Genomic DNA, 25,209 nt, shown 5'->3' on the forward strand with positions numbered 1-25,209 from the left:
ATAAGGCCGCACAATACGCTGAGGAAAGCCTTCAACCGCATCACGCGTATTACGAAACAGAACGCGCCCCGTACCATGCAGATCGAGCAATTCATTAATGAGCTGCGGAACAAGTTCTTCAGCGGGCAGAGACCAATCAAAATCTTCAGGCGAGGCAATCAAACGACTCAGGTCTGATTTAAGGCTGGCATCAACCGGCGCATCATCGGTTTGGCTTTGTAGCTGCTTCACTAACTCTGAAATTTCGCCATAATGCTTTTCTTGTTCCTTGAAGGCTTCAAGGTCATGAAAACGATCAGGATCAAGCAAACGTAAGCGTGCAAAGTGACTTTCCAAACCTGCTTGTTCAGGTGTCGCAGTCAGAAGTAACACGCCTCGACTAATCTTCGATAGCTCTTCAACACACAAGTATTCATCACTCGCTTTCTCGGCACTCCATTCAAGATGATGTGCCTCATCGACGACAAACAAATCCCAATCAGCTTCGCTAGCGAGCGCGGAAAGAGCAGGATCTTGGCTAAGTGTTGCAATATCGCATAATACTAGTTGCTCTTCTTCAAAAGGATTCTCGACGCCCTCTTCAATCAACGCATCACAACGAGCATGATCAAAAATAGAAAAACGCAGATTGAATCGGCGCAGCATTTCAACAAGCCACTGATGAATCAGTGTCGATGGCACACAAATCAATACGCGAGAACTTAAACCGCGTTGTAGTTGGGTATGAATAATCATGCCTGCCTCAATGGTTTTACCGAGGCCAACCTCATCTGCTAACAAGACACGTGGTGCAAAACGTTGTGCGACATTTTTTGCAATGTACACCTGATGAGAAAGCAAGCTCGTGCGTGAACCAAGCAAGCCTTTAACGCCACTCAGTTGAAGGGCATGATTATGTTGCAAGGTTTCATAACGCAAACGAAATGCGCGATTACGATCGAAGTGCCCATTGGTTAATCGCTGCAATGGATTCGTAAACTGGATAAAACAATTCAGCTCAACTTCGCTAATACGTTGTTTTGTCGAGGCATCACTGGAAACATGATAAAAGACAAGATCATCAATTAGATCGACATCTTTGATCACATAGAGTTGATCATCATGATCACGAACTTCATCTCCCACTTTGTAAATCACCCGAGAAATAGGCGCTTGGTCTGTCGCATAAGTACGAATTTCATCGGCCGCAGGAAAGGTGATCAGGATTCTCCGCCCTTCGATTTCAGAGATCATTCCTAAACCTAATTTCGGTTCGGTTTGGCTAACCCACCGTTGGCCAACTTTATACGTCATTCTTTACCCCTAGCATAAAAACATGATGCTCGATGCATCTTAAGCGGCGCGCATTCTAGCACTCTTGGCCATCCACTCAAGCACCCTGCAATGAATACTTTAAATCGGACAATCTTTGCTAATTTTAAGTCAAGCTGAAGTGTAGTCGTTGTATGTTAAGGCGCTAGTGTTCTAAAAATATATTTGTTGCAAAGTAGGTAAATACCGATGGAATATCTTCCCTGCGTCAAACGCCTAATTGGACTATGGATGCTGTCGTTATCAGCGTCGGCATATGCTCATGATCTTCACTACTTTGTCGTGGAAAATATCGCCGCACCTTTACAGATTGTCGATGAAGAAAAAATCCATAGTGGCATCGTCACCGACATTGTCACTGAAATCGCACGACTCGCCGAACTAGATATCAAAATTACTGTCGCACCAAGCCCATGAATCGAACGGCTGTTAAAAGGAGAGAGCAATGTTAATTGGATCGCCTATGACAGCCCTTCGTGGGATTCACTACCAAACGGAATTGCCTTTGAGCCAGCAGTCACAAAAGTCCATCATTCGGTTTTACATTGCGGTGCATTTCGAGACTTTGAAGAACTTGAAGCATACGAGATCGCCATCATTAAAGATTTTCGATATCCAGGATTAAATAAACATGCTTCGGAGTTTTCCTTAGAGCTCACCGAAGTAAAGAGCTACGAACAAGGGCTTGAGTTAGTCGACTTAGAGCGCGTAGATAGTTTTATAGAAATGGATTTACGACTAAGCTACCACGTTAGTCAGCAGCCAGATCAAAAGCGCACAACGCTCACTTATATTGACGATATTGAGCCGCCTTATGCGATCAAACTGAAAGTGAATCAAAACATGCCGCAGAGTCGCGTTAACAAATTAAAGCGCGCTTACCAAAAACTTCACGAGTCTGGTTTTATTCAAGAAACAATAGAGAAACATACATGATAAGCCTCGACCTTGTGGATAGGTCGAGGCCTGAATTCAAAGCCCTTAAGGCATTTGAATTTGAGGGCCGCCGTCTTGACCTGGAACAACAATCTGAGACGCTTGTTGTCGACGCATTTCTTGTAATTCACGCATCGTATCTTCCATTGCCTGCTTAGCGCCATCACCAAAACCTGCAACTGCGTCTGCTAAATTATCAACCGCTAACTCAAACGTGAGTGGCAGAGCACCAGCTGGAGTCATCATTTGCGCTTGTCCGACGTATTGCACTGCACGCGCATCGTCACGTTCACCACTTGCCGTCACAGGCGTCATAACACGAATGGTGCCGATCTTCTGATCTGTATAAATTTCTTCGCGATAAAGATTCGCGACATCCATATTCATTTCTAGTTCTTCAGACATGAGAATTCCTGTACTAAAAGGATTGAGCCGATACGGGCTGAACGGAGGAGATTATGGCGATTAGATGGGTTGCTTGTCACGCCTTATTTCTGCGCCAAGCTGACCTGGTACTTATCCACCAAGGAGGCAAAATTATTGCGCACCACAATTAAGTTATTAATCGATGACATAAACAGATCAAACGCCGATTGAGGCAAGTTGAGCGCTTTGTAGTTTTCCCGCAGCAAAACAAGCTGCTCAGCTGCAATATCGTCACTACGATTTTGTTGTTTATTAAGAAGAAATGGCACCATGTTCTCACGAATTTTTTTCGCTTCGACATGATCGCCATTCGCATCAATGAGCTTTAGTAATCGCAAACGTTGATCCAACAATAAGCGTTCATCTTGCGCTAAAAAACCAACTAACTCTTTTACGTAATACTCTTGCATGAAAGCGCTTAATTTACTTAGTGCTCGATACTGACGTTCTTCAGGATCATCGTGCGGATTAATCTGATCAATCTGACGATAAATCATAAGGTAAAGAGTTGCATCAATCGTCTGCAATGCTTCCAACGCACCTTCAGACAACATATCCACAAAAGTACAAGCTTGAGAGACGGCTAAACGGGACAAAGTACTATCGTCTTCGTTTTGGACTGCTGTTTGAATTGCACGTCGGGCCAGAAGATCATTGTTTGGAAATTGGACCAAGGCTTTATCCAAAGCCGTGGCAACGTGCTGTGAGCCAAATTGCTCGGCCTTTTCAGCCCATTCCAACCAAGCCATTGGGCTCTGCGCTAGAAACTCGTGTAAAGACCGTTGCCAAGCGTAAGCATCTTGAACATAACGAGGCTTTGGAAGCTGAATGAGCTGCTCAGCTACTTTACGCCATTGCCAATATTCTTTTATCTCGGAGAGAGCCGCTCGTACTTTCTCTGTCTCGGGAATTTTTTGTTCAGCAAGCTGCTGGCTTAACCATGCTTGCGCAAGCCGTTTATGAAATAAATCGAGACCACCTTCAATCTCCCTCAAAATATGCGCAGGCTCGTGAGCGATCAGATTAAATTGGTCGAGAAAATATATTTTCTCGAAACGCTTTATCAAGGTAGTCGCTCGGCCTTGTTGTAAGGCGAACAGACGCGTGTACAAACTGCTGAGTGCCTGAGCCGAAGAGCGGTATGTGCCCCACTTATCGTCAATTTGAAGTAGCAGTTTATTAAGTCGCGCTAATGAATATTCTACAAGTTTGAGTCCTTCTCGAGGCTTGCTCTCAAAGCTTGCCGCTTCAAACTCCCCAAAGAGTTGTTCAATACGCGCGAAGAATGCCTTCACTTGACGCTGACTAAACAAATTACGTTTGTCATCGATACGTGTTGTTTCAGTAACGCGCGCTTTGAGAGCAACAAAATCAACTTCTTGCCCGGCCAAACTCGCCTTTAACAAGTAACGCTCAAATTGTTCAGAATCACTTTCTAATAGCTCTAAAAAGTGCTTCGCCAGTGATTGTTTCTCGAGACCAATCAAATACGCAAATATGCGAGATTTTTCGGGACCTTTGGAAAGGGAGAGTACTTGTTGCTCAAGACGATTACCGTGTAATACTGCAGAAACACAGTGCTGACAAAAATCGAACCCATCGGAATCTGGGCAAGTACAGTGCCCGTCCACAATACTGCCCGCATAATTCAGTGTGACAGTGTAGTCTTCAACTTTGGCTGTTACCGCTAGGCCATCTCGCTGATAGTCTTGCACCAAATCAGGGGTGTACGCATTCTTACCCCGCTGAAAACGATCTTTCCCAGCGCGCTTGAATAATTCTTCTTCACCTACAAGAAATTTAGACATGACTTACACGTCGTAAGAGGCATCAGCCTTTGGCTGTTCAGGAAGGTCTTTTGTGGCCAATAAATAAGCACTCTCTTCGTACTCGCTATACCACAAAACAAGATCGCCGTTATCAAGCGCAGCACGTGCGCTATAAATGCGATCTTCGATCGGCGATTCCACGTCATTTAGACCCCAAGCGCGAAGACAGTATTCTTTTAACAAACCTTCAAGCGCTTCTTCGCTTACGTCCTTACGGGGAATCACCATATATACAACTCTACAGTAAACTTAATGCTTTAACTTACCGCTTTCGTTGTTTTCTTGGTAGTGGTTTTTCGTCGCTTTTTTGTAGCAGTTGAAGCAATCGCTTCAACACGCACAGGCATACCATTTAGAGCTGAAGTACCCGTTAACTTATCGACGAACTGATCAGAAATAAGGACATTAAGGTTCACCCCTGGCTTCTGACTTGCCACAGAAAGTCGCGTCCCTTCATGATCGTGCCCCCAACCGTGAGGAATACTCATAACGCCCGTCATAATGTCGTCTGTGACTTCACAAGGAATAGTGACCGCACCATAGTCAGAAGAAACTTTAACTAATTCACCATGTTTGAGCTTCAAACGTTTAGCATCTGCTGTATTGATCTGTGCTGTACAACGGTTTTTTCCTTTCACTAAACGCGACGTGTTATGCATCCACGAATTATTAGAACGTACATCTCGACGACCTATCAAAAGCATGACCGGCTCTTTGGTATTACTTAGTTCCTGCAAGCGCTTACGTAAGCGAGGCATATCTGTCATATAACTTTTTGGCACTATTTGGATATGCTTGTGTTTAGTAAACAGACGATCTGGCAAAGCAGACTGTAACGAACCAAGATCAACACCGTGCGGATAATTCTTCAGCGAGGCAATACATAAGCCTTTGCTCAGACCTCGGTTTTGGGAACCATACGGGCCGTTATCAAACGCTTTTCTTAAAGGATGCGATGGAGAGAAAATATCTTGAATCGTATCAATCAAAAATGCACCGATCGACGAAGTGCCCGGTAGCTGAGTTCCATAAGGCCCTATACGAAGCAAAACATCCAATACTCCATCTGGCCCCATTTGTTTCAGCGTGCGATAACGTGCAAGTTCTTTCACGCCATTCACTAAGCTACCACCAGCAGAGAGCCTATGCGTAAGCTCATGCATAATTTGCCAGTCATGCTTACTGTTCTTTGGTGCGTTAAATAAGGCAGGAGAATATTTCGCAACATTACGCACAGCCAACATATTTAAAGCTACATCATAATGCGACTGCTCTAACTGACTTGTGCCCGGAAGAATAAGGTCTGCGTGCTTCGTTGTTTCATTCAAATGACTATCGACGCACAGCATAAAATCTAAAGAATTAAAGGCTCTCTCTAGACGATTTGAATTAGGGCTAGAAATAACTGGGTTACCCGCAATCGTGATCATCGCACGAATTTGTTGCTCACCCTTTGTTTCGATTTGATCAGCGATAGCACTCGACGGTAGCTCACCACTAAACTCAGGCAAACCGGTAACCGTTTTAAAACGACCTGAGCTACCTTGCTCACCAAGATAGCTGCTAATTTCGACAAGGTCCGCAGCAGGCTTTGTAAACATTAAGCCACCGCGCTCATCCAGATGATTAGTCAGTATGTTCAAGACATAAATGAACCAAGTCGCCAAGCCACCGAACTCTTGCGTTGATGTGCCCATGCGACCAAATATCGCTGCTCGCGGCGTCTCTGCTAATTTACGAGCGAGCTCTCGGATGTATTCGGCCTTAATACCACACACATCTGCGACAGACTCGGGAGAAAAATCAGAGCTCATTAACTGAACGTCTGCCACACCTTCAATAATGCCTTGTAACCGACCGATATCGACTAAGCCTTCATCAAATAAGGTATGAATCATGCCTAGCAACATATACGCATCTGTGCCTGGCTTGATGAACAAGTGCGTATCAACAACCTTGGCAGTTTCGCTGCGTTTGGGGTCGATCAAAATTACTTCGCCACCGCGTTTTCTTATCCCCTTTAAACGGCCTAGATAATCTGGCGCCGACATCAAACTTCCGTTCGATGCTGCTGGGTTACTACCAAGCAAAATGAATAAATCGGTATGATCAATGTCTGGAACTGGGAATAAACCCTGATGACCGAACATCTCATAATTAGCGCGCATATGGGGGAGTTGATCATTAGAGGTCGCAGAAAAACGATTCTTGGTCCCTAAAGCACGATATAAATTCATCAGGAATAGAACATTGCCGTGGTGATGAACATTCGGATTACCGAGATACAAACCGACCGCGTCTTGCCCATATTGCTTTTGAATGTCGCCTAAGCGCTTAGCCGCGATATCAAATGCTTTTCCCCAGCTAATCTGCTTCCAGCCCTGCTCTGTTTTAAGCATTGGCGTGCGCAAACGATCGGGATCTTCATGATAGTCTTTTAGCGCAAGAGCCTTAGGGCATATATGACCTTTACTGAATGGGTCATCCTTATCCCCTTTAATCGACAACACTTGAGTTTGATCGTGTTCTATTACAACACCGCACATTGCTTCACATAAATTGCACGTACGAAAGTGCTTCAAAGATTCTGTATTAGTCATCACGCTAACCTTCGGAAGTCTGCCCGAGTGGAGTGGTTCAGATATTTTTATATTGAGTTACCGCTCGCTGATTATATTCTTGAGTTGAAAGATTTGTCCAACTCCGTCAGTTAAACCGCTATCGCTAAAGTGTTTTTTGGTAACTCTCGTGCCATTGCTTTAGTTCTGCCGATATCCCCGCAACGACAATATCGCAGCGCAAGGATGGAAAAATATCAAATGCATGTTGCGCGCCATCGATAGCGGCAAAGCTCACCTGCTGCCCAGACACACTTCTTAGCTTGTTTGAAAAGTAGCGCGCTTCATCACACGAAGTGAGCGTGTCTTTATTTCCATGGATGATCAAAAAAGGCGGCGCATGTTTTGAAATATGATTGATAGGAGACATAATCCGATAAAGGTCAGGCGCCTCTTCCTTACGCTGCTTTACGATGCTTTTGCGCATCACAATTTCTAAACCAACGCTTTTCTGAAGCTTCTTTTCATCTAGCAAATCATAGATGCCGTAAAACGGCACACAGCCTTGAACGCGTAAATCTTTGTCCTTCAAGCTTTCATCAAAACGATGATCAATCGTCGAAAGGCTTAACAAGCTACTCAAATGTCCACCAGCAGATCCGCCAGTCACTATAATAAAATCAGGATCGCCGCCGTAATCAGCAATATTATCTTTAACCCAAGCTAAAGCATGTTCACAGTCAATAATGTGATCAGGAAACGTCGCTTTAGGGCTCAAACGATAATTGGTTGCTACGCATACCCATCCCTGTTGTGCAAGGTTTTGCATTAAAGGTAAAGCTTGTTCGTTCTTGGACCCATACCCTCGCGTCCAACCGCCACCATGAATTTGTAACAGTACTGGCGCACCTTTGAGTTCTTTATTTTTTCTGCGGATGTCTAGTTTTAAACGCATGCCATCAACTTCGCGATACAAGATATTCTTATCGACGACGATACCTTTGTCTTTGATCGAATTGAAAGGTCTAATCAAGCGCTTTATATCTAATAACAAAAACGATTCATTCAGCGCAAAACTTTGAAATTGGGTGAGTGATTTAAAGCCTGAGAAATAGTGATACGCCAACATACCCCACGACAAGAACAGTAGCACTGCACTCCACATATCTAGCGTTCCAGAGAGCTCACCAAAGTACACAACCGAACCCAATATAGCAGCCTGGACAGCGATAACATGTAGCGCCAACTCTCCAACAGGCCATCCTGCAAGAAAGCTAAACACCATAAGTTTAGGGTGATGATAAATTGGTCGAAGCACATTAAGCGCTAAGATGAAGCTCAGTAAAGCAAAGAGAAAAAGAATAACGCCCAAAACATTACCCTCCTACTTGAATGACCGGCACACCAAACAAGCTTGCATGGTTCATCACCACTAACATATATGCAGCCAAACCAATCACAACGACAAGCGCATCCTTCCATATAGGTTGGGGATCATTAGCCATCGTTTGACCTCGTTTTTTCACACTAATCATGTCGATGACGGCGTATGCGAGGAACGATCCAAACAAAATTAACGAAGCAACATCACCGTTAGCTAGCAAGTGCCCTAAGGCCCACAACTTCACCGCGATCAACATTGGATTTTTCAATTTGCACTTAATATTTGAAGAGATATACGCTGCAGGCAGAATCACAAACGCTAGCAAAACCAGAAGCATTGTAATGTGCTTAAAAAAACTAGGAGGCACCCAGACTGAAATAAATGGTGCTTGCGCCTTACCAACGACGATCAAATAGAACCCTGCAATTGATCCCACACTGAAGAGCGCTTTGTATGGCAGCTCGCCAAATCTAGAAACCAAATTACCACGAATGGTTTGCTGTACTGGTAATAAATGAAAACCAAGAAAAATGGTTAAACCAAGAACAAGAATTGCCATGACATCCCTCCTTTTTTATTTTCCATTAGCATACGCATTCGGCATGCTTATGTCAGTGACAGAGCAGATAGGTTTTTTAGTTTTCTCTCACTAATTCGTTGAGTAGAGGCAGATGGTTCAATTGCTAGATCAGCAATTTAAACCTTTGACATGAAAAGTTTCGGGCCCAATTCAGGGCCCGAAGAAAGAGAGTTGAAAGCTAGTTATTAGCGTAGTGATCAACCAAGAATATCAATCACATGAAGATCAAACACTAACGATGAGTTAGCAGGAATCGCTGGCGGCATACCTGCTTCTCCGTAGGCTAGATCTGCTGGCAGAACGATACGCCACTTCGACCCTTTTGGCATGAGCATAAGAGCTTCAGTCCATCCAGAGATAACGTCTTTCAAACCAAACTCCGCCGGTTCATTACGCGTAACCGAGCTATCAAATACCTGCCCATCGATGAATGAGCCGTGATAATGCACTCGCACCGTCTGATCAAGCTTGGCAATAGGGCCATCAGCCTGCTCTAGAATTTCATACTGAAGACCAGATTCGGTCACGGTCACACCGTCACGCTTCGCATTCTCAGCCAAGAATTTTTCGCATAATTCTTTATAGCCTTGAGTTCGCGCCGCTTCGACTTCTTTGCGTTTTTCTTTTACCGCATCGTATGCTTCGTTTAACTCCGCATCATCTAGCAAAGACTGCTCACCAGCAAAACACTGACGCAAGGCTAGTACGCACGCCTCAATATCCATGCCTTCAAACTTGTTCTTGTGGAGCTGGCGACCAAACTGCCAGCCAAAACCATAACTTACTTTTTGCTCAAATGTTTCTGGCTTCTTGTTGGAATCATTACTCATTTTCAGACCTTAAACTTCAAGTATTCTGATATTACTCGGAAGCACGAGTTATCGCGCTCCAACCATTTATTAAATTTTACCGACTACAGCCTTAATTTATCGGCCCGCAACCGCTTCTAACTCTGTAAGCCCTTGTTCAACATAATCGAGTAAGCGCTGCATAGACGGCAATGTTCGACGGCACGCCGTAAATCCAAACTCCAAGCTATCGACATAACTAACCAAGGTAATATTCAGTGCAATTCGATCAAGCGGAATCGACACTGGGTACATCCCTTCTACACGCGAACCGTTCCAATACAAATGCTTTTTCGGACCAGGTACATTCGAGATCACAACATTAAACGCCTGCAAACGACTCGATAAGCCTGTGACCATATTTAATCCAGCAGGTGCTAGAGTCAACGCGGTGTAATTAATCGCTTCTTCAAGCGTCATGCTTGCGTAGCGGTCTTTTGACTCTTTAACTGCGCGACGAATACTTTCAAGTCGTTCTGTCGGGTCCGCCAAATGTGTACCGAGTGTCGCCAAAATCATAGCAATTTGATTGCCTGAATCACTATCGTCTCGACGCATTGACATAGGCACCATCGCAACCAGAGGTTTATCAGGCAAAGCATTCAAACTAATTAAGTAATTACGCAATGCACTACCACACACAGCCATCACCACATCATTTAGAGTACAGCCCGTTTTTTTCGCGATATTCTTGAAGCGCTCTGAGGGGTACGATTGCGCCGCAAATCGACGAGAGCCTGTAATACGCTGATTCAATATGCTCGGAGGGGCCTGAAACGCAGATGTATAATCAGGATTCGTACTGGCTTGTTTTACGGCATGCGTAACTTCTTTAACGAGAGTTGGAATCGTTGAAATCTGCTTGCCAGCTTCGCCCACTAGATCCGTCAAACTCTGAATGACATCTGAGCCTTCTACCTGAGCATGCGAACGCTGCTTTCGCGGCATCGCCCAGAGTGGCGGCTGATCACGCACGCTTGGATCTTCAGACATCAAACGCATGCCCATGCGCATTGCCGCAACACCATCGAGCATGCAGTGATGGGCTTTGTAATACAGAGCAAATCGTTTACCGCGTAAGCCTTCAATCAAATGAACTTCCCACATAGGGCGTTCACGATCCATTAGGGCACTATGTTTCACTGATACTAGGGACAGAAGTTCACGAATACGACCAGGCTTTGGCAAAGCGCTATGACGAAAGTGATGTTCGATATCAAACTGTTTATCTTCATTCCAATAATAGCGACCAAATCGTTTTACTAAACGTTGATTAAATGGCGCAATCGGCTTTTGAAATGAGTTCATGTACTCTGCAATTTCAGAGACATATTTCGGACCTGCATCCTCGGGAAAGCTTAGTAAATGTAGCCCTCCGACGTGCATCGGCTGTTGACGTTTCTCCATCCATAAGAAAAGTTGGTCAGCAAGACTTAGAGGTTTCATGTGTACATCCTTCATGAGTATTTTTATATAACGGATTTTCTGCCCCGCACCAATGAGTGCGACCATTATTATGCGACAAAGCGCTGACGTTTTATACTTTATGGGATGAATGCTAACAATAACCAAGCCGAGAAGTTTTATGTCGGGCTATAAAAAGCCAAAATCTCCATGTAGTAACGAATTAATCGTTAAGAAGAGCCGATTTATTGCTTATGCCTATGAGTCAAGCTCTCGCGAAGCAGCCATGGAAAAGCTCGAGCAGATAAAGCTCAAATATCCAGATGCTCGGCACCACTGCTGGGCCTATTTATTAGGCTCTGCTGAGCAACCCAAGTCTGTTGCCATGTCTGACGACGGCGAGCCAAGCGGCACAGCCGGAAAACCCATTTTAAATGTTCTACAACACAAAGACGTCGGCGATATTATTGTGATCGTTGTTCGTTACTTCGGCGGAATAAAACTAGGAGCGGGAGGATTAGTACGCGCGTATTCGAGCGCAGCGCAAAGCATCTACGATTTGATTGAAACAGAAGAAATGATTGAACTTGAAAGCCTCACACTACAATGTGGATTTGATGAGGAACAAAAAATACGACATATCCTGTCGCGTTATGAGGGCTCTATCGAATCTAGCGAATACGGGCAATCGGTCGAACTGACCATCGCAATCCCTGCAGAAAACAAACAAACCTTCGTGATGGAGCTTGGCAACCTTAAATCAACACATTTGCTGCAAGAGAGCCGCTAATGAATTCTGTGCGGAGCAAACTTCACTTCTTCAACTAATGAACCAAGAAAGATAATCTCACCTTCATAGCGGTCTTCCCCAGTCGAGCTAAAATCAAAGCCATAAACGCGACGCAGACTCATAGCGCCGCGATGATTTCGTGCAAGCCTGACACTTTTCAACGCGACAGTTTGGTCGAGCAGCTGCAAATCCAGACGTTTGCATTCGTGAGCAACCCGACGATATGCAAACTCTTTTAGATCGCGACTTTTAATCCAATACCAGACCCCAAACCCAATCAAGGCAGTAAGAAATACCGAACTTAAACTCATAAATGGCCCATCAATGTTTCGAGCTTAAATTCAATCATATTCCCATCAAATGACACATGGATTAAATCATCCTGAATCATGATACCTAACTCCATAGTGCGCTCAACTAGACTAGCGAATTGTTCAACGGGTTCTTTATCAAATCGGAATGCAGAAATTTTTTGATTCACAGATGCATCCTTCATAATGGATTCGATCCATTGTTCAACATCTTGGCCACCATAGCTAAACACAGAGACCTTTTTACTTCGACCCAATGCCTTCTTTAGTCGCTTAGCATCAGGCTTGCCAATTTCTATCCAGTGTTCAATTTCACTGCTGTAATTGACCTTCCAGATATCAGGTTCGTCATCTGTACTCAGGCCTTTTGTGAATTCCAAATACTCTTCATAACTCAGCGCAAAAGCCACTAATCGTGCGCACATTCTTTCGATCGTTTCAGAAGGATGCAATGCAACATGCAAAGAAACACGCTCATAGATATGTCGGTTCATATCACTTAAATCAATTCCGAAACGATAAATCGTGGCACTTAATGCCATAGTACTACTGCTCCTGTAATGCCAGTTGTGCATTGCGCCGCTCAGAACTATTAGCGGCTAAAGATAATGCACGTAAATACATATGTTTTGCGCGTTGATGATTGTTCAACGCGAGGTAGGTATGTCCTAACTCTAAATAAACCACACTAAAATTTGGCGCTAAGCGTTGTGCTCGTTCTAACAGCGACAACGCCCCGCCCATCTGATCTTGCTCACGCGCTTGTTGCGCTTGATCAATCAATGCATAAACGGCACTAGGTATGTTGGGTTGCTTAGTCGTGTAACGCTGATCTTTTGCTGGAGAATGGGCAGACTCTTGCTTCGCAACGAGTGTGTGCGTTGGTGCAGAAGAACACGCCCAAATAAACAAACAAGCAAGAAAGACGAGTGCTGCTTTTACTGTAGCCATGATCTTAACCAAGATTTTATTCCCCCCGTTCGCTTCTGACATGCTTGCCACTCAAATTTTTGCGCATCTCCCCAGATGGGAAGAGGTTGCGCATTATCACATTCAGCATGCGTTTGGTTCCAACTATCTTGATCAAACCACAGCACATCAATATCCGAAGGTTTAGGAGTTGCCAAAGGATATTGTGGAACCGATGACATAAAGCGTGTCCATAATCGCAAAGCTCCCGAACTTCCGGTTAAACCGATCGATTCATTTTGATCATTGCCAAGCCAAAACACGCCTAAGTAATCCCCTGAAAAACCGGCAAACCAGCTATCTCGAAAATCATTTGTTGTTCCAGTTTTTCCAGCTGTCAGCAATTGTGTGGGCAAAGTTCGATAAGCTGATCGTCCAGTGCCAGCACGCATGACCTCTTGCATGCCACTCTGCAACAGATAACTCGCTTCAGGCGAAATCACTTGCTCAACATTAAAGTGATATCGCGACAACAAATTACCTTGGTGATCTGTCACCTCACGAATTGCTCGCAAGGGCATATTAAAACCATTACTCGCGATCGTCTGATAAAACTTTGCGACATCGAAAGGCGTCATCGCTTGAGCACCCAGCAGCAATGACGGGTAAGGGTTAAGCGCCTCGTTCACGCCTAGTCGCCTCAAACTTTCTCGCACCCTATCCATACCAAGCTGCAAGCCAAGTCTGGCCGCCGCTAAGTTGTAAGAATTTGCCAATGCCTCAACCAGCGCGACCTCACCATGCGTCTCAGAATCAAAATTGCTTGGCGTCCACGTATCACCGTTCTCAAACTCAAGAACGAATGGTTCATCGGTAATCTTAGTCGCTAATTGAAACTGTTCTGGCTGTTCAAGTGCCGCCAAATAGATCGCTGGTTTAATCAATGAGCCGACGGCTCTATCTGCATCTAAAGCACGATTAAACCCTTGGTATCGAGGATCTCTTCCACCCATAATTGCTAGCACTTCACCCGTACCAACAGCAGTTATCACGGCTCCCGTTTCGAGTTTTCCCGTGCCTCGCTTTCGCTTATCGAGTGTTTTAATTTCTCTTGCGATCGCACTTTCTAAATTTTGTTGTAGCTGAGGATCTAAGGTCGTATAAATCCGCAAGCCGTCACTGCTCAGATCTTCTGTATCATAATCTTCTCGCAACTGACGCTTTACCAAATCGATAAACGCAGGATAACGATTACTCTTGAAGCTCGGCTTTTTGGTCACACCGAGTTCCTTTGATTGAGCCTTCAGCATCGCGTCTCTAGAAATCCAGTTTTGTTCGTGCATCAAACTCAACACTAGATTTCGACGCTTCGTTGCGCGCTTAGGATGGCGTCGAGGATCATAGAATGATGGCCCCTTCAGTAAGCCGACTAACAAAGCATGCTGTTCTAATTCAAGGTTCTCAAGATTGCGAGCGAAGTAAAATCGGCTTGCCATCGCAAAACCATGCACAGCCGTATTGCCCGACTGACCCAAGTAAATATCGTTGACGTAGGTCTCTAAGATATCCTCTTTGCTGTAATGCCACTCCAACATCAATGCCATAAAGGCTTCATTGATTTTGCGGACAATACTTCGCTCACGAGTGAGGTAAAAATTCTTCACTAGTTGTTGCGTGAGGGTGCTACCGCCCTGCACAACTCGACCAGCCATCACATTTAAGTACATCGCTCGGGCTATCGCCAAAGGCGCTATACCAAAATGCGTAAAGAAGTCTCTGTCTTCCGTCGACAACAAGGCAGACACAAGCCCTGGCGGGATGTTTTCGTAGGCAATAAGCTCTCTTTCTTCACGCGTTTTTGGATAAATACCCCCGATCTTATACGGCTCAATGGTATAAATACCTTGGCCTTTTGCATCATCAGTTGAAAGACTAGTGATGACATCACCCTCTATTCGTAATGACAAACGCAAGGCTTGTTGAGAACCGTCTATCGTCCGATGAGCGCGACGAAAAATCTGCACTTGATTGGCCGAGCGTTTATAAGTACCAGGGGCAGAGAGTTGAGCTTTTTTAGCGTAATTGAGTAAGGCTAACTCTTGCTCAAGATTGTCAATATTTAGCGCTTGCCCCTCAAACAACTCTAACGGACGTGCTAATACTTGCGCGGGTAAAGCCCAACGCTTGCCCTCAAATTTATAACGCACTTGTGCATCAAGATAGATAAGCCAAGCAAATACAAACACGAATAACACCGCGAGAACTTTCCACAACCACGAGCGAGACTTTGTCGCTTGCGATTTAGATTTTGACGGTTCAGCTTTTGCTTTTTTAGTTTGCTTGGATTTAGCCATGATTTACTTTGCAGGAATTTGCTCTGCTGTTATTGTGCCTGCCACACTGCGGAGGAAACATGAATTCAGCGCTGATTCAGTCATTATTAGAAGCAAAGCCGTACCCACACGCGTGCAGTCAATTTGAGCTTATCGAAACACATATTTCGTGGATTATTCTTACCGGCGATTATGCCTACAAGATTAAAAAGCCCGTAAATTTTGGGTTCCTAGATTTTACGGCATTAAAAGCACGTAAACAGTATTGTGAAGCAGAATTAAAATTAAACTCACGTTCCGCTCCAGAATTGTATGTTGAGGTACTCGCAATTGGAGGGAGCTCAGTCAACCCTCTTCTCGGCGTTGAAGATGAAGACGCCATTGAATACTGCATCAAGATGCATCAGTTCAAAACAGAAGAACTCTTTAATGAGTTGGATGAAACTAATCGTTTAACGTTTACACATATTGATGAGCTAGCAGATAGAGTTGCGGAATTTCATCGTGAAGCATTATCAGCGCCCGCTAACACGCCTTATGGATTACCAGAGCATTTGATTCTGCCAGCAGAACAAAACTTTGAACAAATACGAGAGCGCCTGTCAGAGACAGAGCATTTAGAACAGCTCGCACACCTCGAAAAATGGACGATGAGTGCATTTGCAATCCACTCAGATATCATGCAACAACGCAAAGAACAGGGTTTTGTAAGAGAATGCCATGGTGATCTTCACCTCAAGAACATCACGCTATTTCACGACAAGGTCACCCTCTTTGACTGTATCGAATTTAATGACAGCTTTCGTTGGGTCGACGTTATGAGCGATACTGCCTTCCTTGTCATGGACCTAGAGGAGCGGGGCCTACACCACTATGCCAATCGTTTTTTAAATCATTATTTAGAAGAAACTGGAGACTACGCAGGCCTAAAACTCTTACCATTTTATAAAGCCTATCGCGCGATAGTCCGTGCGAAGATTTCTTTATTTGAGATGGAAGACTTTAAAAACAATCCGCAAAAACTAGACGAACTATGGCGTAAATATCAGTCATATATCGACTTGGCCGAAAGCTGCTCGGCACTTCCAAATCGTTTTATATTGACCATGCATGGTGTATCAGGAACGGGAAAAAGCACCGTTGCGCTGCGTCTTGTAGATAAGTTAGGCGCTATTCGCATCCGCTCCGATGTAGAACGAAAGCGACTATTTAAATTTGATCCTCATAAGCATCCTGACACTGACAAAGCAAAAGAACTGTATAGCAAAGCGGCCACAGATCTTACCTATGAGAAACTCGCTTCTCTATCGCGGCATATCTTAAATGCAGGCTTGAGCGTCATCGTTGATGCAACAAACCTACAACTGTGGCAACGCAATTTTATTCAAGACGTCGCCGATGAAAACGGCGTGCCGATGGTCATTGCTGACTGCCAAGCCAGTATGAGCTTAATAGAGAGTTGGATTCATCAACGTGAAGATGAGGATCATGACGCGTCTGATGCAAGCTTTGAGATCGTTGACGCTCAGATACATAGCCAAGATACTTTAACTGAAGAGGAACAGAAAAAGACCTTCGTTGTGCATAGTGAAATATTAGAAGAGACCAATGAACTGGTGAGTGAGATTCGTAAGAACTTACTTAATTAGTCTAGGCATAAAACAAAAAAAGCGGCCTTATGAGCCGCTTTCTTGTGGAACTTAGCTTGTATTCGCTAGTTTATAGTCGCCAAGGATGTTTGATCTAGCTGATGCATATCCGGCAGAGCTTCATTAAGCTCAGTAATCGGATTAAAACGCACAGTGCCTTGATATACAGCGCGGCACTCTCCTGGAGCAGTACCTTCGCAGTGTCCTAATGCCGCTTCTTTCGCCTTTGTGGGGCTACTAAAAGGTCCAATAAACTGCCTATTTTCTAAGTAAAAATAACCACTTTGCTCTAACTCTAGCGTCTCTTCCACCGTAATGATGTCATCGCGCGTGTCGTTGGCAGGTATCATAAGCACCTCCATTTGAATGTGTGATTATAGTTTTTTCAGCCATCTAAATCCGTGGTTTTAAAATAACTGAGAGAGAGACGTTATCACGCAACTTCACAAATTGCGAATTTATCCCCCGCTAACTTGATTTAACTCTATACAAGGTTTCGTATAACACTGGAACTAAAATCAGGGTCAGGATAGTAGAAAATAGCAGTCCTGCAATAATTGCAACGGCCATCGGCTCCCACATCAATCCACCACCAAAATATAAAGGTAACATGCCTAACACTGTGGTTGCGGTTGTTAAAAGAATAGGCCGCAAGCGTCGTTTTCCTGCCATAACAATCGCGTCATAAGGCGCTAAGCCGTTGTCATTGATCTCTAATTCAATACGTTCGAGTAATACAATCGCATTATTTATAACGATACCAGCCAGTGAAATCACACCAAGTAGCGTCATGAACCCAAAGAATGAATGAGCCACAACGAGACCAATCGCGACACCAATAAACCCTAGAGGTATCGTCATTAAAACAATCGCAGGCTTGCGAAGAGAATTAAATTGCGCGACCAACAAAATCAGAATTAAAAAGCCAGCTATCGGTAGCTTTGCAGCAATAGACTCATTTGCCTTATCCGAGCTCTCAAACTCGCCACCAAGCTCATAACTCGCACTTAATTCCCAATTCTGTGACTGCTCTTCAAGCCATGGAGTCAATTTCTCAAATGCTTCAGTAGCTGTGACACCATCAATGAGTTGCGCTCCGACAGTGACCGTTTTGATTCGATCTCGACGCAAAATTTTAGCGGGCTCCCATATTAGCTTCAGATCGGCGACTTGCTTCAGAGGCAAGGAATCACCTGTAGACTGCACATACACAGAGATCCCCTCTAACTTCGAAATATCATCTTGTTCTGACTCTTTGGTTCGAAGTAATACGGGAATAATATCTTCGCCACGTCGATACTCTGTCAGCTCTAAGCCGCTCAAACCCGTCTGCAATGAAACCGCGATATCTTCGTTGGTTATACCTGCGCGACGCGCTTTAGTCTGATCAATAATCACTTCAAACTTCTTCGTCTGAATACCCCAATCATCATTAATATTTGTAAGTTCAGACAGCTCAGACATCTTGGCTTTCAGGGCATCGACTCGTTCAAATAAGGTCTCGATATCTTTTGCGTATAGGCGATATTCAACGGGATTTTTCACCGGTGTACCGTTTTCAATTCGCTTTAAGGTTGCTTGCACATCTGGGAAATTTTCAAATAAATACGCATTTAAGCCCTTAATACTTTGATCGACAGCCGCCAAAGTATTTACATTCACGACAAACAATGTGTAGTTGGGGCTAGCAGGCTCTGGCGTATGAGGCAGAACAAAACGCGGCCCGCCAGCCCCAATGTATGAAATCCAAGAGGTGATCCCTTCAGGACGATCTTCATTCACTTGGAAGTTTTCTTTGATCGCTTCACTAATCTCGCTAGACAACTTTTCAGTCACACTGATATCGGTACCAAGTGGATACTCGAGCTCCATTTTGAAATATAAGCGGTCTGATGGCGGGAAGAAAATTTTTGGCACGTACTTCATCATATAGCCTGCTGCAAATAAGGCTACAACTACAGAGATGATAACGAGGAAACGATTTTTCAAACTGAAGCTCAACACTTTGACATAGATCGTTTGTACCAAGGAGTCTTTCTCAACCGTTTTTTCACTAGGCTTGAGGAAATATACGCACAGCATAGGAATCACAGTCATTGAAATCACCCAAGAGCAAAGCAAGGTAATCGTAACAACTTTGAACAATGAGGAGGTAAATTCGCCGACAGCTGATTCAGCCAAATAGATGGGTAAAAAGGCCGCGCCGGTAGTTAAAGAAGACGTTAAGAGCGATAAACGAAGCTCCGCCGCCGAATCGATCGCAGCTTCAATAGCTTTTTTCCCTTCCTTCATTTGAACCAAAATACTCTCTGACATCACAATGCCATTATCAACCAGCATACCAAGCGCGATAATCAATGCAGCGAGTGAAATCTGATCCAAACCAATATCTATGTTATACATCACTAACAATGCTGCTAGCATACTGGAAGGAATAAGCAGAGAAACGATCAAACCTGTTCTCATTCCGAGCGTAACAAGCATTACTCCTGCTACCACGGCAATGGCCTGCAGTAAGTTAACGACAAAGCCTTTTACCTTTTCATCTACCTCATGTGGAGAGAAATTGACCTCGTTAAAATCCACCCCTATCGGATAGATTGATTGTAGCTGAGCAATATGCTCTCGCACCTGTTTACCTAACTCGATATTATTACCACCCTCTCTCATAGAGATAGCGATACCAATTGCTGGCTCTCCGTTATAACTCACAATAGAAGATCTAGGATCAACGTATCCTGATCTTACCGACGCGATATCCCTTAAATACACAACACTTTTACTACCCGGTATAGGAAGTATTGTGTTTGCAATGTCTTCAACGGATTCAAAATTACCGGATGGTTCTAATTCAATGCGCTCTTCACCCACAGTGATAGACCCGCCAGGAATGATAATATTGCGGCTTTTAATCATTGCGCTAAGTTGGCTAGGAGAAATACTTAACTCACTCAACTTTGAATTATCATATTCGACGTATATCTGTTCTTCTTGCACGCCGTACAGATCAATCTTGGCTGCGTCAGGGAGACTCAACAAATCGTCACGTACATCATCAGCAACGTCCTTCATTTCTCTGTAGGTATATCCCTCGGCAGTCAACGCTAAAACGATTCCGTATACATCACCGAATTCATCATTAACTATTGGACCGATAATTCCACTCGGTAAATCTGGTGCTACGCTATCAATTTTACGACGCAGGTCATCCCATATTGGCCGCATATCGGTATAGCTCTCTTTGATATTAGCGACAACAATAGAAACGCCGGTTTTAGAAGTGCTCGTAACGAAATCGAGTTCTGGAATTTCCTGGATAACTTGTTCAATCTGATTACTTACAAGATCTTCCATTCGATCGGGGCTAGCACCTGGAAGATACGTAATCACTTGAGCAGCCCGAATAACAAAGCCAGGGTCATACGCACGTGGGAGATTATTGAACGCTTGGAGACCCGCCAGTAAAACAATGATAAATAAAACCAAGGTAGTACGATTATTCGCAATGGCAGCTGCAGTAATGTTCATTTATTTAATCCTTTTTTAAACGAACGGACATTCCATCAGTTACCTTGCTGACACCGGCAGCCACGATAGCTTGACCCTCATTCAGACCATTTAAGACCTCAAAGCCATTTTCGCCTAGGTCTCCGAGACTGACATTTTGTTTCTTAATTATTCCAGTTCCGTCTGCTTGCTCATCTATCAGCCAAACATATGCTTGCTCATCTGACCCTGAGATTGTACTACTAGGGATAAAAATTGTTTGGCCTGTCGCAACAGGATTACTCGCCTTAACTGTCGTAGTCATTCCAGGTAGGATGTTGTAACCCGGTACATTTTCCATTCTTAGTTTCACTGAATATGTCTGTGTCACCTCGTCAGGAACAGTCGAAACTTCTTTAACCTTTAGGGGGAATTTTCTATCTGGGATAGCATCAAATTGGGCGTTGATGGCTATTGTCGAGATATCGCGCTTTGCATTGACCATAACCGATGCAGGAATATCAACACTCACCTCTAAACTGCTAAGATCTTGCAGTAGAAAGATAGTTTGCGATGCGCCGACTTCTTGGAAGTTTTCAATGTAACGCTTTGCCACTTGACCTGTAAAAGGGGCTTTTAACTGTGAATAAATGAGCTTCTGTTTTATAGAATCTAAATGAGCTTTAGCTCCCACTTCAGCAGATGTTAACTTATCGAAATCGGCTTTGGATATATGCCCTTTTTGAATTAATAATTTCGCTCTATCGAGATCAGCTTTAGCCTTTGAATAACTAGCCTGAGCTTCTTGAAGCTCTATATTAAAGTCCGAGTCATCCAAGGTAGCAAGTAACTGGCCCTCCGTAACTAGATCGCCTTCTTTTACGTTTAAGCTGGTTAATTTTCCGCTGACTCTAAAACTCAGCTCGGCTTTTTGGTTTGCATCAACAACACCTGGAAAGCTTCGCATCGCGCCCTCGTCAGAACCTCCCACAATAAACGTTTTTACGGGACGCAACTGAGGTTCAGTGACGGTCGCTTCTTCTGATGAGCATGCCGTAAACCAGATCACCAATGAAATGATTAAAATGCGCTTTAACATATAATTTCCTTACTAGTTGCATTCCTAATAACATGCCGTTTAGTGTAAAGAAGACAAATGGGCTAGCAAAGCGACACACGCTTTTTTAACTTCGTCCTCATATTCGGCTTCGACTTCATAACGCTCTTGATCTAGGGCCTTCATTTCACGCCTAGATAAACGCTTCCTCGCTTCAAATCTCGGCATATGCTCTAAGCGATCGTATACATCGTTAAATACTTTAAAGTCATGACGCTCATGCAGTGTTGAATCAAAATGATCTATTAAGAGCTTAACCCGCATACAGGCCTCAGAGATTTCTACTTGCTTATCAAGTACCGATTTACAAAGCACATAAACGCTGTCTAACAAAAATTTACGTCGTTCAGCTTCTTTTAGTCTTAACTCTCGTCTAGCGTTATTTTCTTGCTTCAATGCTCGAAGCTGTTTTGTAATCGCCCAGCTCAATAAGACAATACAAACTAAGCCTACAACACTATAGGTCCAAAGTTCATACTCAGAAACGTTGCTCATATCGCCGCTCTATCAATAATGTAGTCGCAATCGACCATAGTTGGGAGGGTACCAAATAGGTAGGCGCTTGGTGCATTTTGAAGACGAGACATACAGAATGCTTCTGCTACGACTTCATTCCCGTAAAGTAGTAAACACGCACCCTGTAATGCTAACGCTAGCTGCTCAACGATCGTCCGAGAACGAAACTCAATATGCTCTTTGTCCTCTAGTTGTAATTTCAAATGCCTTAGGTGATCGTCAAAATATATACTTTTACCAGTTGCTTTATCGAGTTCTTCGAAGATTGCATCCAGGGTTTCCGGTGAACGCGAGATAGCTCGTAACATGTCTAAGCATTGTACGTTCCCACTTCCTTCCCAGATGGCATTAATCGGTGATTCACGAAATAAACGCGGCATTATCGTGTCTTCCATAACACCCATACCACCGATACATTCCATTGCTTCATACGCATGCGCTGGCGTACGTTTACATATCCAATATTTTCCTACCGCCGTTCCGAGACGTGCCAACATCGACTCTTTTTCATTGTCATCTGAATTCTCGAGTGCCTTCGCCATTCTCATTGTCATTAACATAGCGGCCTCACTCTCGATTGCGAGATCAGCCAATACATTCTTCATCAAGGGCTGGTCTCGTAAGTTATTTCCAAACGCTTCCCTTTCTTTACAATGCGAAATAGCTTGCACGACGGCTTGGCGCATCCCCGCGCTTGATCCGATCATGCAGTCAAATCGTGTCATCGCGACCATTTCTATTATGGTTGCCACACCCTTTCCTTCCTTGCCGATCAACCATCCTTGCGCGCCACGTAGCTCTGTCTCACTCGATGCATTCGAAACGTTTCCCATCTTGTTCTTTAACTTTTGGATCTGAATCGGATTCTTCGTACCATCCTCTCTCCATCGCGGCACCAGGAAACACGACACGCCTTGGTCAGTTTGAGCCAGCACTAAGAAAGCATCACACATTGGCGCGGACACGAAATACTTATGACCAACAAGCTCATACAGCGCTCCTCCTCCAGACTTAGAAACGGGGTATGCGCGTGTCGTATTTTTCCGAACATCAGACCCTCCTTGCTTTTCGGTCATCGCCATTCCAATCGTAACGCTATCTTTTTGAGAATGGGGGATATTTCTTGGGTCATAACTTCGACTTAGAATTTTAGGGGCCCACTTTTCGTAAAGATCTGGTTGGCGGCGTAAAGAAGGAATTGATGCAGAAGTCATCGTAATAGGACACCCATGCCCTGCCTCGACCTGTGTCATCATATAGCTCATTGCAGCGCGTTCGATGTGATGCCCACTATTCGAACCCTCCCAGTGACTCGAATGAATACCGTGAGCTAAAGATATGTTCATTAACTCATGATAAGCAGCGTGGTACTTAATTTCGTCGACCCGCTCTCCACGTCGGTTATGGGTATGTAATTCCGGCTTGTAGTGGTTAGCATCAAAACCAAGATCTATAAGCCTTTCACTACCAGTTAGCAAACCAAACTCTGTAAGAGCTTTGGCATCGATACCCGGGCCAAAAACCTTAACGGCCTCTAAAAGCGCCTTGTCAGAGCAAAACGAATTGTAGTCTACGAGCTTTTTTGGGACATTTTCGACACGATGTGTTTCGGCCCAATAGTTAGTTTTGGGTTCATAATTCGACATACTTTCAACCTTATCGTAATACTTGATTCACTTAATCCAACTTACTGCCACACTAACCCCAACGAAAATAAAAACGATTCCGCCAAAGCAATCTATATAGCGGATTCGTCTCAATAAGCGATTTCTGAAGGTACTTAATGATGCTATAAAAGTTACTAAGATATACCATAGAGCATCTACAAACGCGGCAGTGGAAACCATGACAAGCGAATCAATCGGACTGTTATTTGCGTCAACGAATTGAGAGAACAAGGCGACAAAAAACACTGCTAGTTTTGGATTTAAAAATGCAATGAAAAAACCGTCTCGAACAGCTTGTCTGCCTTTCGGGCTTTCTACACCATTAATACTTAACTCGACCCCACTTAGCCCAGAAGCGAAACTACGTAACCCCATGTAGATTAGATACAACGCCCCCAACAGTATCAGTGTATTGTGCAGAAAAGGGAACGTTTTGCTAATGCTCGCAATTCCCAAAATTGTTGCGCACGCCCAAAGAGCAACCCCGCTAGCATGGGCTACCGAAACTTTAACACCTAAACGAAATCCGCCAGCTATCGCGTTTTGAAGGACACAAATTAAAGAAGGGCCTGGCGACATGGCTCCGAGAGCACAGGTTGCCAATAGTAAAAGCCATTGTTCAAAGGGCATTATTTCTAACCGTGTGAAAGGACGTCAAGGGCACTGTTGACCAAAATATACTAGTATATTCATAACGACTGCTAAGCTAAAGTGGTTACTTTGCCATTAACACGATGTGCGATTGTCTCTTTGGTATTGTTACTGGGGGAAGGGTATTCAAATATACCTTACGTTTGTTGAGAGACGCTCGACTTCAGGTTAGCTTTTAATAGATATACGGTAAACAAACCTAATTGCATGAGTATTTGACGATGTGGTCAGACGCACTTTTACTCGAGGAACAAACCCCCACGCAATAAAAAACCCCAGCAGTATGTACTGCTGGGGTTTCGTATTAGAAGCCTGACGATGACCTACTCTCACATGGGACCTCCCACACTACCATCGGCGATGAACCGTTTCACTTCTGAGTTCGGGATGGGATCAGGTGGTTCCAGTTCTCTATGGTCGTCAGGCAAAACTCTGGTTGAAGTAACTTACGGTCGTTACACCAACACTTAATTCTGCTGTTGTCTTTAACATTGGAAGCAATAG

General features: G+C 44.1%; 23 protein-coding genes and 1 rRNA gene. 4 read left to right on the forward strand and 20 right to left on the reverse strand.

Annotation, left to right across the window (positions count from 1 at the left end; genetic code table 11):
- Window positions 1-1,293 (reverse strand): RNA polymerase-associated protein RapA (rapA, locus tag A3738_RS02235; protein WP_082889933.1); only part of this gene is annotated, 1,293 nt, incomplete at its 3' end.
- Between the two features lie 207 nt (window positions 1,294-1,500).
- On the opposite strand from rapA, the gene A3738_RS02240 reads away from it, so the two are divergent.
- Window positions 1,501-1,728, forward strand: coding sequence for a hypothetical protein (locus tag A3738_RS02240; RefSeq protein WP_068473520.1), 228 nt, complete (start codon window positions 1,501-1,503; stop codon window positions 1,726-1,728).
- A 309-nt stretch (window positions 1,729-2,037) separates the two neighbouring features.
- On the forward strand, window positions 2,038-2,247 hold the full coding sequence (locus A3738_RS32485; protein WP_068473514.1) for a hypothetical protein: 210 nt from the start codon (window positions 2,038-2,040) through the stop codon (window positions 2,245-2,247).
- Window positions 2,248-2,292: 45 nt separating this feature from the next.
- On the opposite strand, the gene A3738_RS02250 is transcribed toward A3738_RS32485, so the two are convergent.
- From A3738_RS02250 to A3738_RS02285, 8 genes are all read right to left on the reverse strand, one after another.
- The gene (locus A3738_RS02250) at window positions 2,293-2,652 is read right to left on the reverse strand and encodes a hypothetical protein (protein WP_068473511.1); all 360 of its coding nucleotides are present in this window, start codon (window positions 2,650-2,652) and stop codon (window positions 2,293-2,295) included.
- Window positions 2,653-2,735: 83 nt separating this feature from the next.
- Window positions 2,736-4,481, reverse strand: a complete 1,746-nt coding sequence (locus A3738_RS02255; RefSeq protein WP_068473508.1) for an SWIM zinc finger domain-containing protein — start codon at window positions 4,479-4,481, stop codon at window positions 2,736-2,738.
- Between the two features lie 3 nt (window positions 4,482-4,484).
- Window positions 4,485-4,730 (reverse strand): YheU family protein, encoded by a 246-nt coding sequence (locus A3738_RS02260; RefSeq protein ID WP_068473505.1) that lies wholly within the window; start codon window positions 4,728-4,730, stop codon window positions 4,485-4,487.
- A 29-nt stretch (window positions 4,731-4,759) separates the two neighbouring features.
- Window positions 4,760-7,102, reverse strand: coding sequence for a molybdopterin-dependent oxidoreductase (locus A3738_RS02265; protein ID WP_068473501.1), 2,343 nt, complete (start codon window positions 7,100-7,102; stop codon window positions 4,760-4,762).
- Between the two features lie 124 nt (window positions 7,103-7,226).
- A complete protein-coding gene (locus A3738_RS02270; RefSeq protein ID WP_068473498.1) occupies window positions 7,227-8,432 on the reverse strand; it encodes an alpha/beta hydrolase in 1,206 nt (401 codons plus the stop codon).
- 4 nt (window positions 8,433-8,436) lie between these two features.
- On the reverse strand, window positions 8,437-9,003 hold the full coding sequence (locus A3738_RS02275; RefSeq protein ID WP_068473495.1) for an NnrU family protein: 567 nt from the start codon (window positions 9,001-9,003) through the stop codon (window positions 8,437-8,439).
- A gap of 218 nt (window positions 9,004-9,221) precedes the next feature.
- Window positions 9,222-9,854, reverse strand: coding sequence for an FKBP-type peptidyl-prolyl cis-trans isomerase (locus A3738_RS02280; protein ID WP_068473492.1), 633 nt, complete (start codon window positions 9,852-9,854; stop codon window positions 9,222-9,224).
- A 96-nt stretch (window positions 9,855-9,950) separates the two neighbouring features.
- On the reverse strand, window positions 9,951-11,318 hold the full coding sequence (locus tag A3738_RS02285; protein WP_068503530.1) for a wax ester/triacylglycerol synthase family O-acyltransferase: 1,368 nt from the start codon (window positions 11,316-11,318) through the stop codon (window positions 9,951-9,953).
- Between the two features lie 139 nt (window positions 11,319-11,457).
- Here A3738_RS02285 and A3738_RS02290 point away from each other — a divergent pair, with 139 nt between their 5' ends.
- Window positions 11,458-12,066: a YigZ family protein gene (locus tag A3738_RS02290; RefSeq protein WP_068479088.1), complete on the forward strand. Its 609-nt coding sequence runs from the start codon at window positions 11,458-11,460 to the stop codon at window positions 12,064-12,066.
- On the opposite strand, the gene A3738_RS02295 is transcribed toward A3738_RS02290, so the two are convergent.
- From A3738_RS02295 to mrcB, 4 genes are read right to left on the reverse strand one after another with little or no spacing between them, the layout of a single operon-like run.
- Window positions 12,063-12,377 carry a DUF3301 domain-containing protein gene (locus A3738_RS02295; RefSeq protein ID WP_068475660.1) on the reverse strand — a complete coding sequence of 105 codons (315 nt, stop codon included), beginning with the start codon at window positions 12,375-12,377 and terminating at the stop codon, window positions 12,063-12,065. The two genes, A3738_RS02290 and A3738_RS02295, sit on opposite strands and share 4 nt — an antisense overlap.
- Window positions 12,374-12,919 carry a YaeQ family protein gene (locus A3738_RS02300; RefSeq protein WP_068479085.1) on the reverse strand — a complete coding sequence of 182 codons (546 nt, stop codon included), beginning with the start codon at window positions 12,917-12,919 and terminating at the stop codon, window positions 12,374-12,376. Before A3738_RS02300 ends, A3738_RS02295 begins: the two co-directional genes overlap by 4 nt.
- 4 nt (window positions 12,920-12,923) lie before the next feature.
- Entirely contained in the window at window positions 12,924-13,328 is a 405-nt protein-coding gene (locus tag A3738_RS02305) for a tetratricopeptide repeat protein (protein WP_068479082.1), read from the reverse strand.
- Window positions 13,316-15,640: a penicillin-binding protein 1B gene (mrcB, locus tag A3738_RS02310; RefSeq protein ID WP_082878653.1), complete on the reverse strand. Its 2,325-nt coding sequence runs from the start codon at window positions 15,638-15,640 to the stop codon at window positions 13,316-13,318. The genes A3738_RS02305 and mrcB overlap by 13 nt, the downstream gene beginning before the upstream one ends.
- 59 nt (window positions 15,641-15,699) lie before the next feature.
- Here mrcB and A3738_RS02315 point away from each other — a divergent pair, with 59 nt between their 5' ends.
- On the forward strand, window positions 15,700-17,268 hold the full coding sequence (locus A3738_RS02315; RefSeq protein ID WP_068482604.1) for a bifunctional aminoglycoside phosphotransferase/ATP-binding protein: 1,569 nt from the start codon (window positions 15,700-15,702) through the stop codon (window positions 17,266-17,268).
- Between the two features lie 65 nt (window positions 17,269-17,333).
- On the opposite strand, the gene A3738_RS02320 is transcribed toward A3738_RS02315, so the two are convergent.
- The 7 genes from A3738_RS02320 to rrf all read right to left on the reverse strand — a co-directional run bounded on the left by A3738_RS02320 (window position 17,334) and on the right by rrf (window position 25,130).
- A complete protein-coding gene (locus A3738_RS02320) occupies window positions 17,334-17,618 on the reverse strand; it encodes a hypothetical protein (protein ID WP_068503525.1) in 285 nt (94 codons plus the stop codon).
- Between the two features lie 118 nt (window positions 17,619-17,736).
- Window positions 17,737-20,796, reverse strand: a complete 3,060-nt coding sequence (locus A3738_RS02325; protein WP_068482611.1) for an efflux RND transporter permease subunit — start codon at window positions 20,794-20,796, stop codon at window positions 17,737-17,739.
- A 4-nt stretch (window positions 20,797-20,800) separates the two neighbouring features.
- Complete coding sequence (locus tag A3738_RS02330) at window positions 20,801-21,853, reverse strand: efflux RND transporter periplasmic adaptor subunit (RefSeq protein ID WP_068503527.1); 1,053 nt, start codon at window positions 21,851-21,853, stop codon at window positions 20,801-20,803.
- A gap of 39 nt (window positions 21,854-21,892) precedes the next feature.
- Window positions 21,893-22,366 carry a DUF2489 domain-containing protein gene (locus A3738_RS02335; protein WP_068482618.1) on the reverse strand — a complete coding sequence of 158 codons (474 nt, stop codon included), beginning with the start codon at window positions 22,364-22,366 and terminating at the stop codon, window positions 21,893-21,895.
- Window positions 22,363-24,033: an acyl-CoA dehydrogenase family protein gene (locus A3738_RS02340; RefSeq protein WP_068482620.1), complete on the reverse strand. Its 1,671-nt coding sequence runs from the start codon at window positions 24,031-24,033 to the stop codon at window positions 22,363-22,365. Before A3738_RS02340 ends, A3738_RS02335 begins: the two co-directional genes overlap by 4 nt.
- Before the next feature lie 27 nt (window positions 24,034-24,060).
- Complete coding sequence (locus A3738_RS02345; RefSeq protein WP_197472648.1) at window positions 24,061-24,633, reverse strand: LysE family translocator; 573 nt, start codon at window positions 24,631-24,633, stop codon at window positions 24,061-24,063.
- Between the two features lie 382 nt (window positions 24,634-25,015).
- Window positions 25,016-25,130 (reverse strand): 5S ribosomal RNA (gene rrf, locus A3738_RS02350).
- Between the last annotated feature and the right edge of the window lie 79 nt (window positions 25,131-25,209).

It is taken from the genome of Oleiphilus sp. HI0066 (assembly GCF_001635725.1).

Coding starts and splice junctions, on each gene's coding strand:
- A3738_RS02240 (WP_068473520.1), top strand. CDS start 1,501: ATGGAATATCTTCCCTGCGTCAAACGCCTAATTGGACTATGGATGCTG.
- A3738_RS32485 (WP_068473514.1), top strand. CDS start 2,038: ATGGATTTACGACTAAGCTACCACGTTAGTCAGCAGCCAGATCAAAAG.
- A3738_RS02250 (WP_068473511.1), bottom strand. CDS start 2,652: ATGTCTGAAGAACTAGAAATGAATATGGATGTCGCGAATCTTTATCGC.
- A3738_RS02255 (WP_068473508.1), bottom strand. CDS start 4,481: ATGTCTAAATTTCTTGTAGGTGAAGAAGAATTATTCAAGCGCGCTGGG.
- A3738_RS02260 (WP_068473505.1), bottom strand. CDS start 4,730: ATGGTGATTCCCCGTAAGGACGTAAGCGAAGAAGCGCTTGAAGGTTTG.
- A3738_RS02265 (WP_068473501.1), bottom strand. CDS start 7,102: ATGACTAATACAGAATCTTTGAAGCACTTTCGTACGTGCAATTTATGT.
- A3738_RS02275 (WP_068473495.1), bottom strand. CDS start 9,003: ATGGCAATTCTTGTTCTTGGTTTAACCATTTTTCTTGGTTTTCATTTA.
- A3738_RS02280 (WP_068473492.1), bottom strand. CDS start 9,854: ATGAGTAATGATTCCAACAAGAAGCCAGAAACATTTGAGCAAAAAGTA.
- A3738_RS02285 (WP_068503530.1), bottom strand. CDS start 11,318: ATGAAACCTCTAAGTCTTGCTGACCAACTTTTCTTATGGATGGAGAAA.
- A3738_RS02290 (WP_068479088.1), top strand. CDS start 11,458: ATGTCGGGCTATAAAAAGCCAAAATCTCCATGTAGTAACGAATTAATC.
- A3738_RS02295 (WP_068475660.1), bottom strand. CDS start 12,377: ATGAGTTTAAGTTCGGTATTTCTTACTGCCTTGATTGGGTTTGGGGTC.
- A3738_RS02300 (WP_068479085.1), bottom strand. CDS start 12,919: ATGGCATTAAGTGCCACGATTTATCGTTTCGGAATTGATTTAAGTGAT.
- A3738_RS02305 (WP_068479082.1), bottom strand. CDS start 13,328: ATGGCTACAGTAAAAGCAGCACTCGTCTTTCTTGCTTGTTTGTTTATT.
- mrcB (WP_082878653.1), bottom strand. CDS start 15,640: ATGGCTAAATCCAAGCAAACTAAAAAAGCAAAAGCTGAACCGTCAAAA.
- A3738_RS02315 (WP_068482604.1), top strand. CDS start 15,700: ATGAATTCAGCGCTGATTCAGTCATTATTAGAAGCAAAGCCGTACCCA.
- A3738_RS02320 (WP_068503525.1), bottom strand. CDS start 17,618: ATGATACCTGCCAACGACACGCGCGATGACATCATTACGGTGGAAGAG.
- A3738_RS02325 (WP_068482611.1), bottom strand. CDS start 20,796: ATGAACATTACTGCAGCTGCCATTGCGAATAATCGTACTACCTTGGTT.
- A3738_RS02330 (WP_068503527.1), bottom strand. CDS start 21,853: ATGTTAAAGCGCATTTTAATCATTTCATTGGTGATCTGGTTTACGGCA.
- A3738_RS02335 (WP_068482618.1), bottom strand. CDS start 22,366: ATGAGCAACGTTTCTGAGTATGAACTTTGGACCTATAGTGTTGTAGGC.
- A3738_RS02340 (WP_068482620.1), bottom strand. CDS start 24,033: ATGTCGAATTATGAACCCAAAACTAACTATTGGGCCGAAACACATCGT.
- A3738_RS02345 (WP_197472648.1), bottom strand. CDS start 24,633: ATGTCGCCAGGCCCTTCTTTAATTTGTGTCCTTCAAAACGCGATAGCT.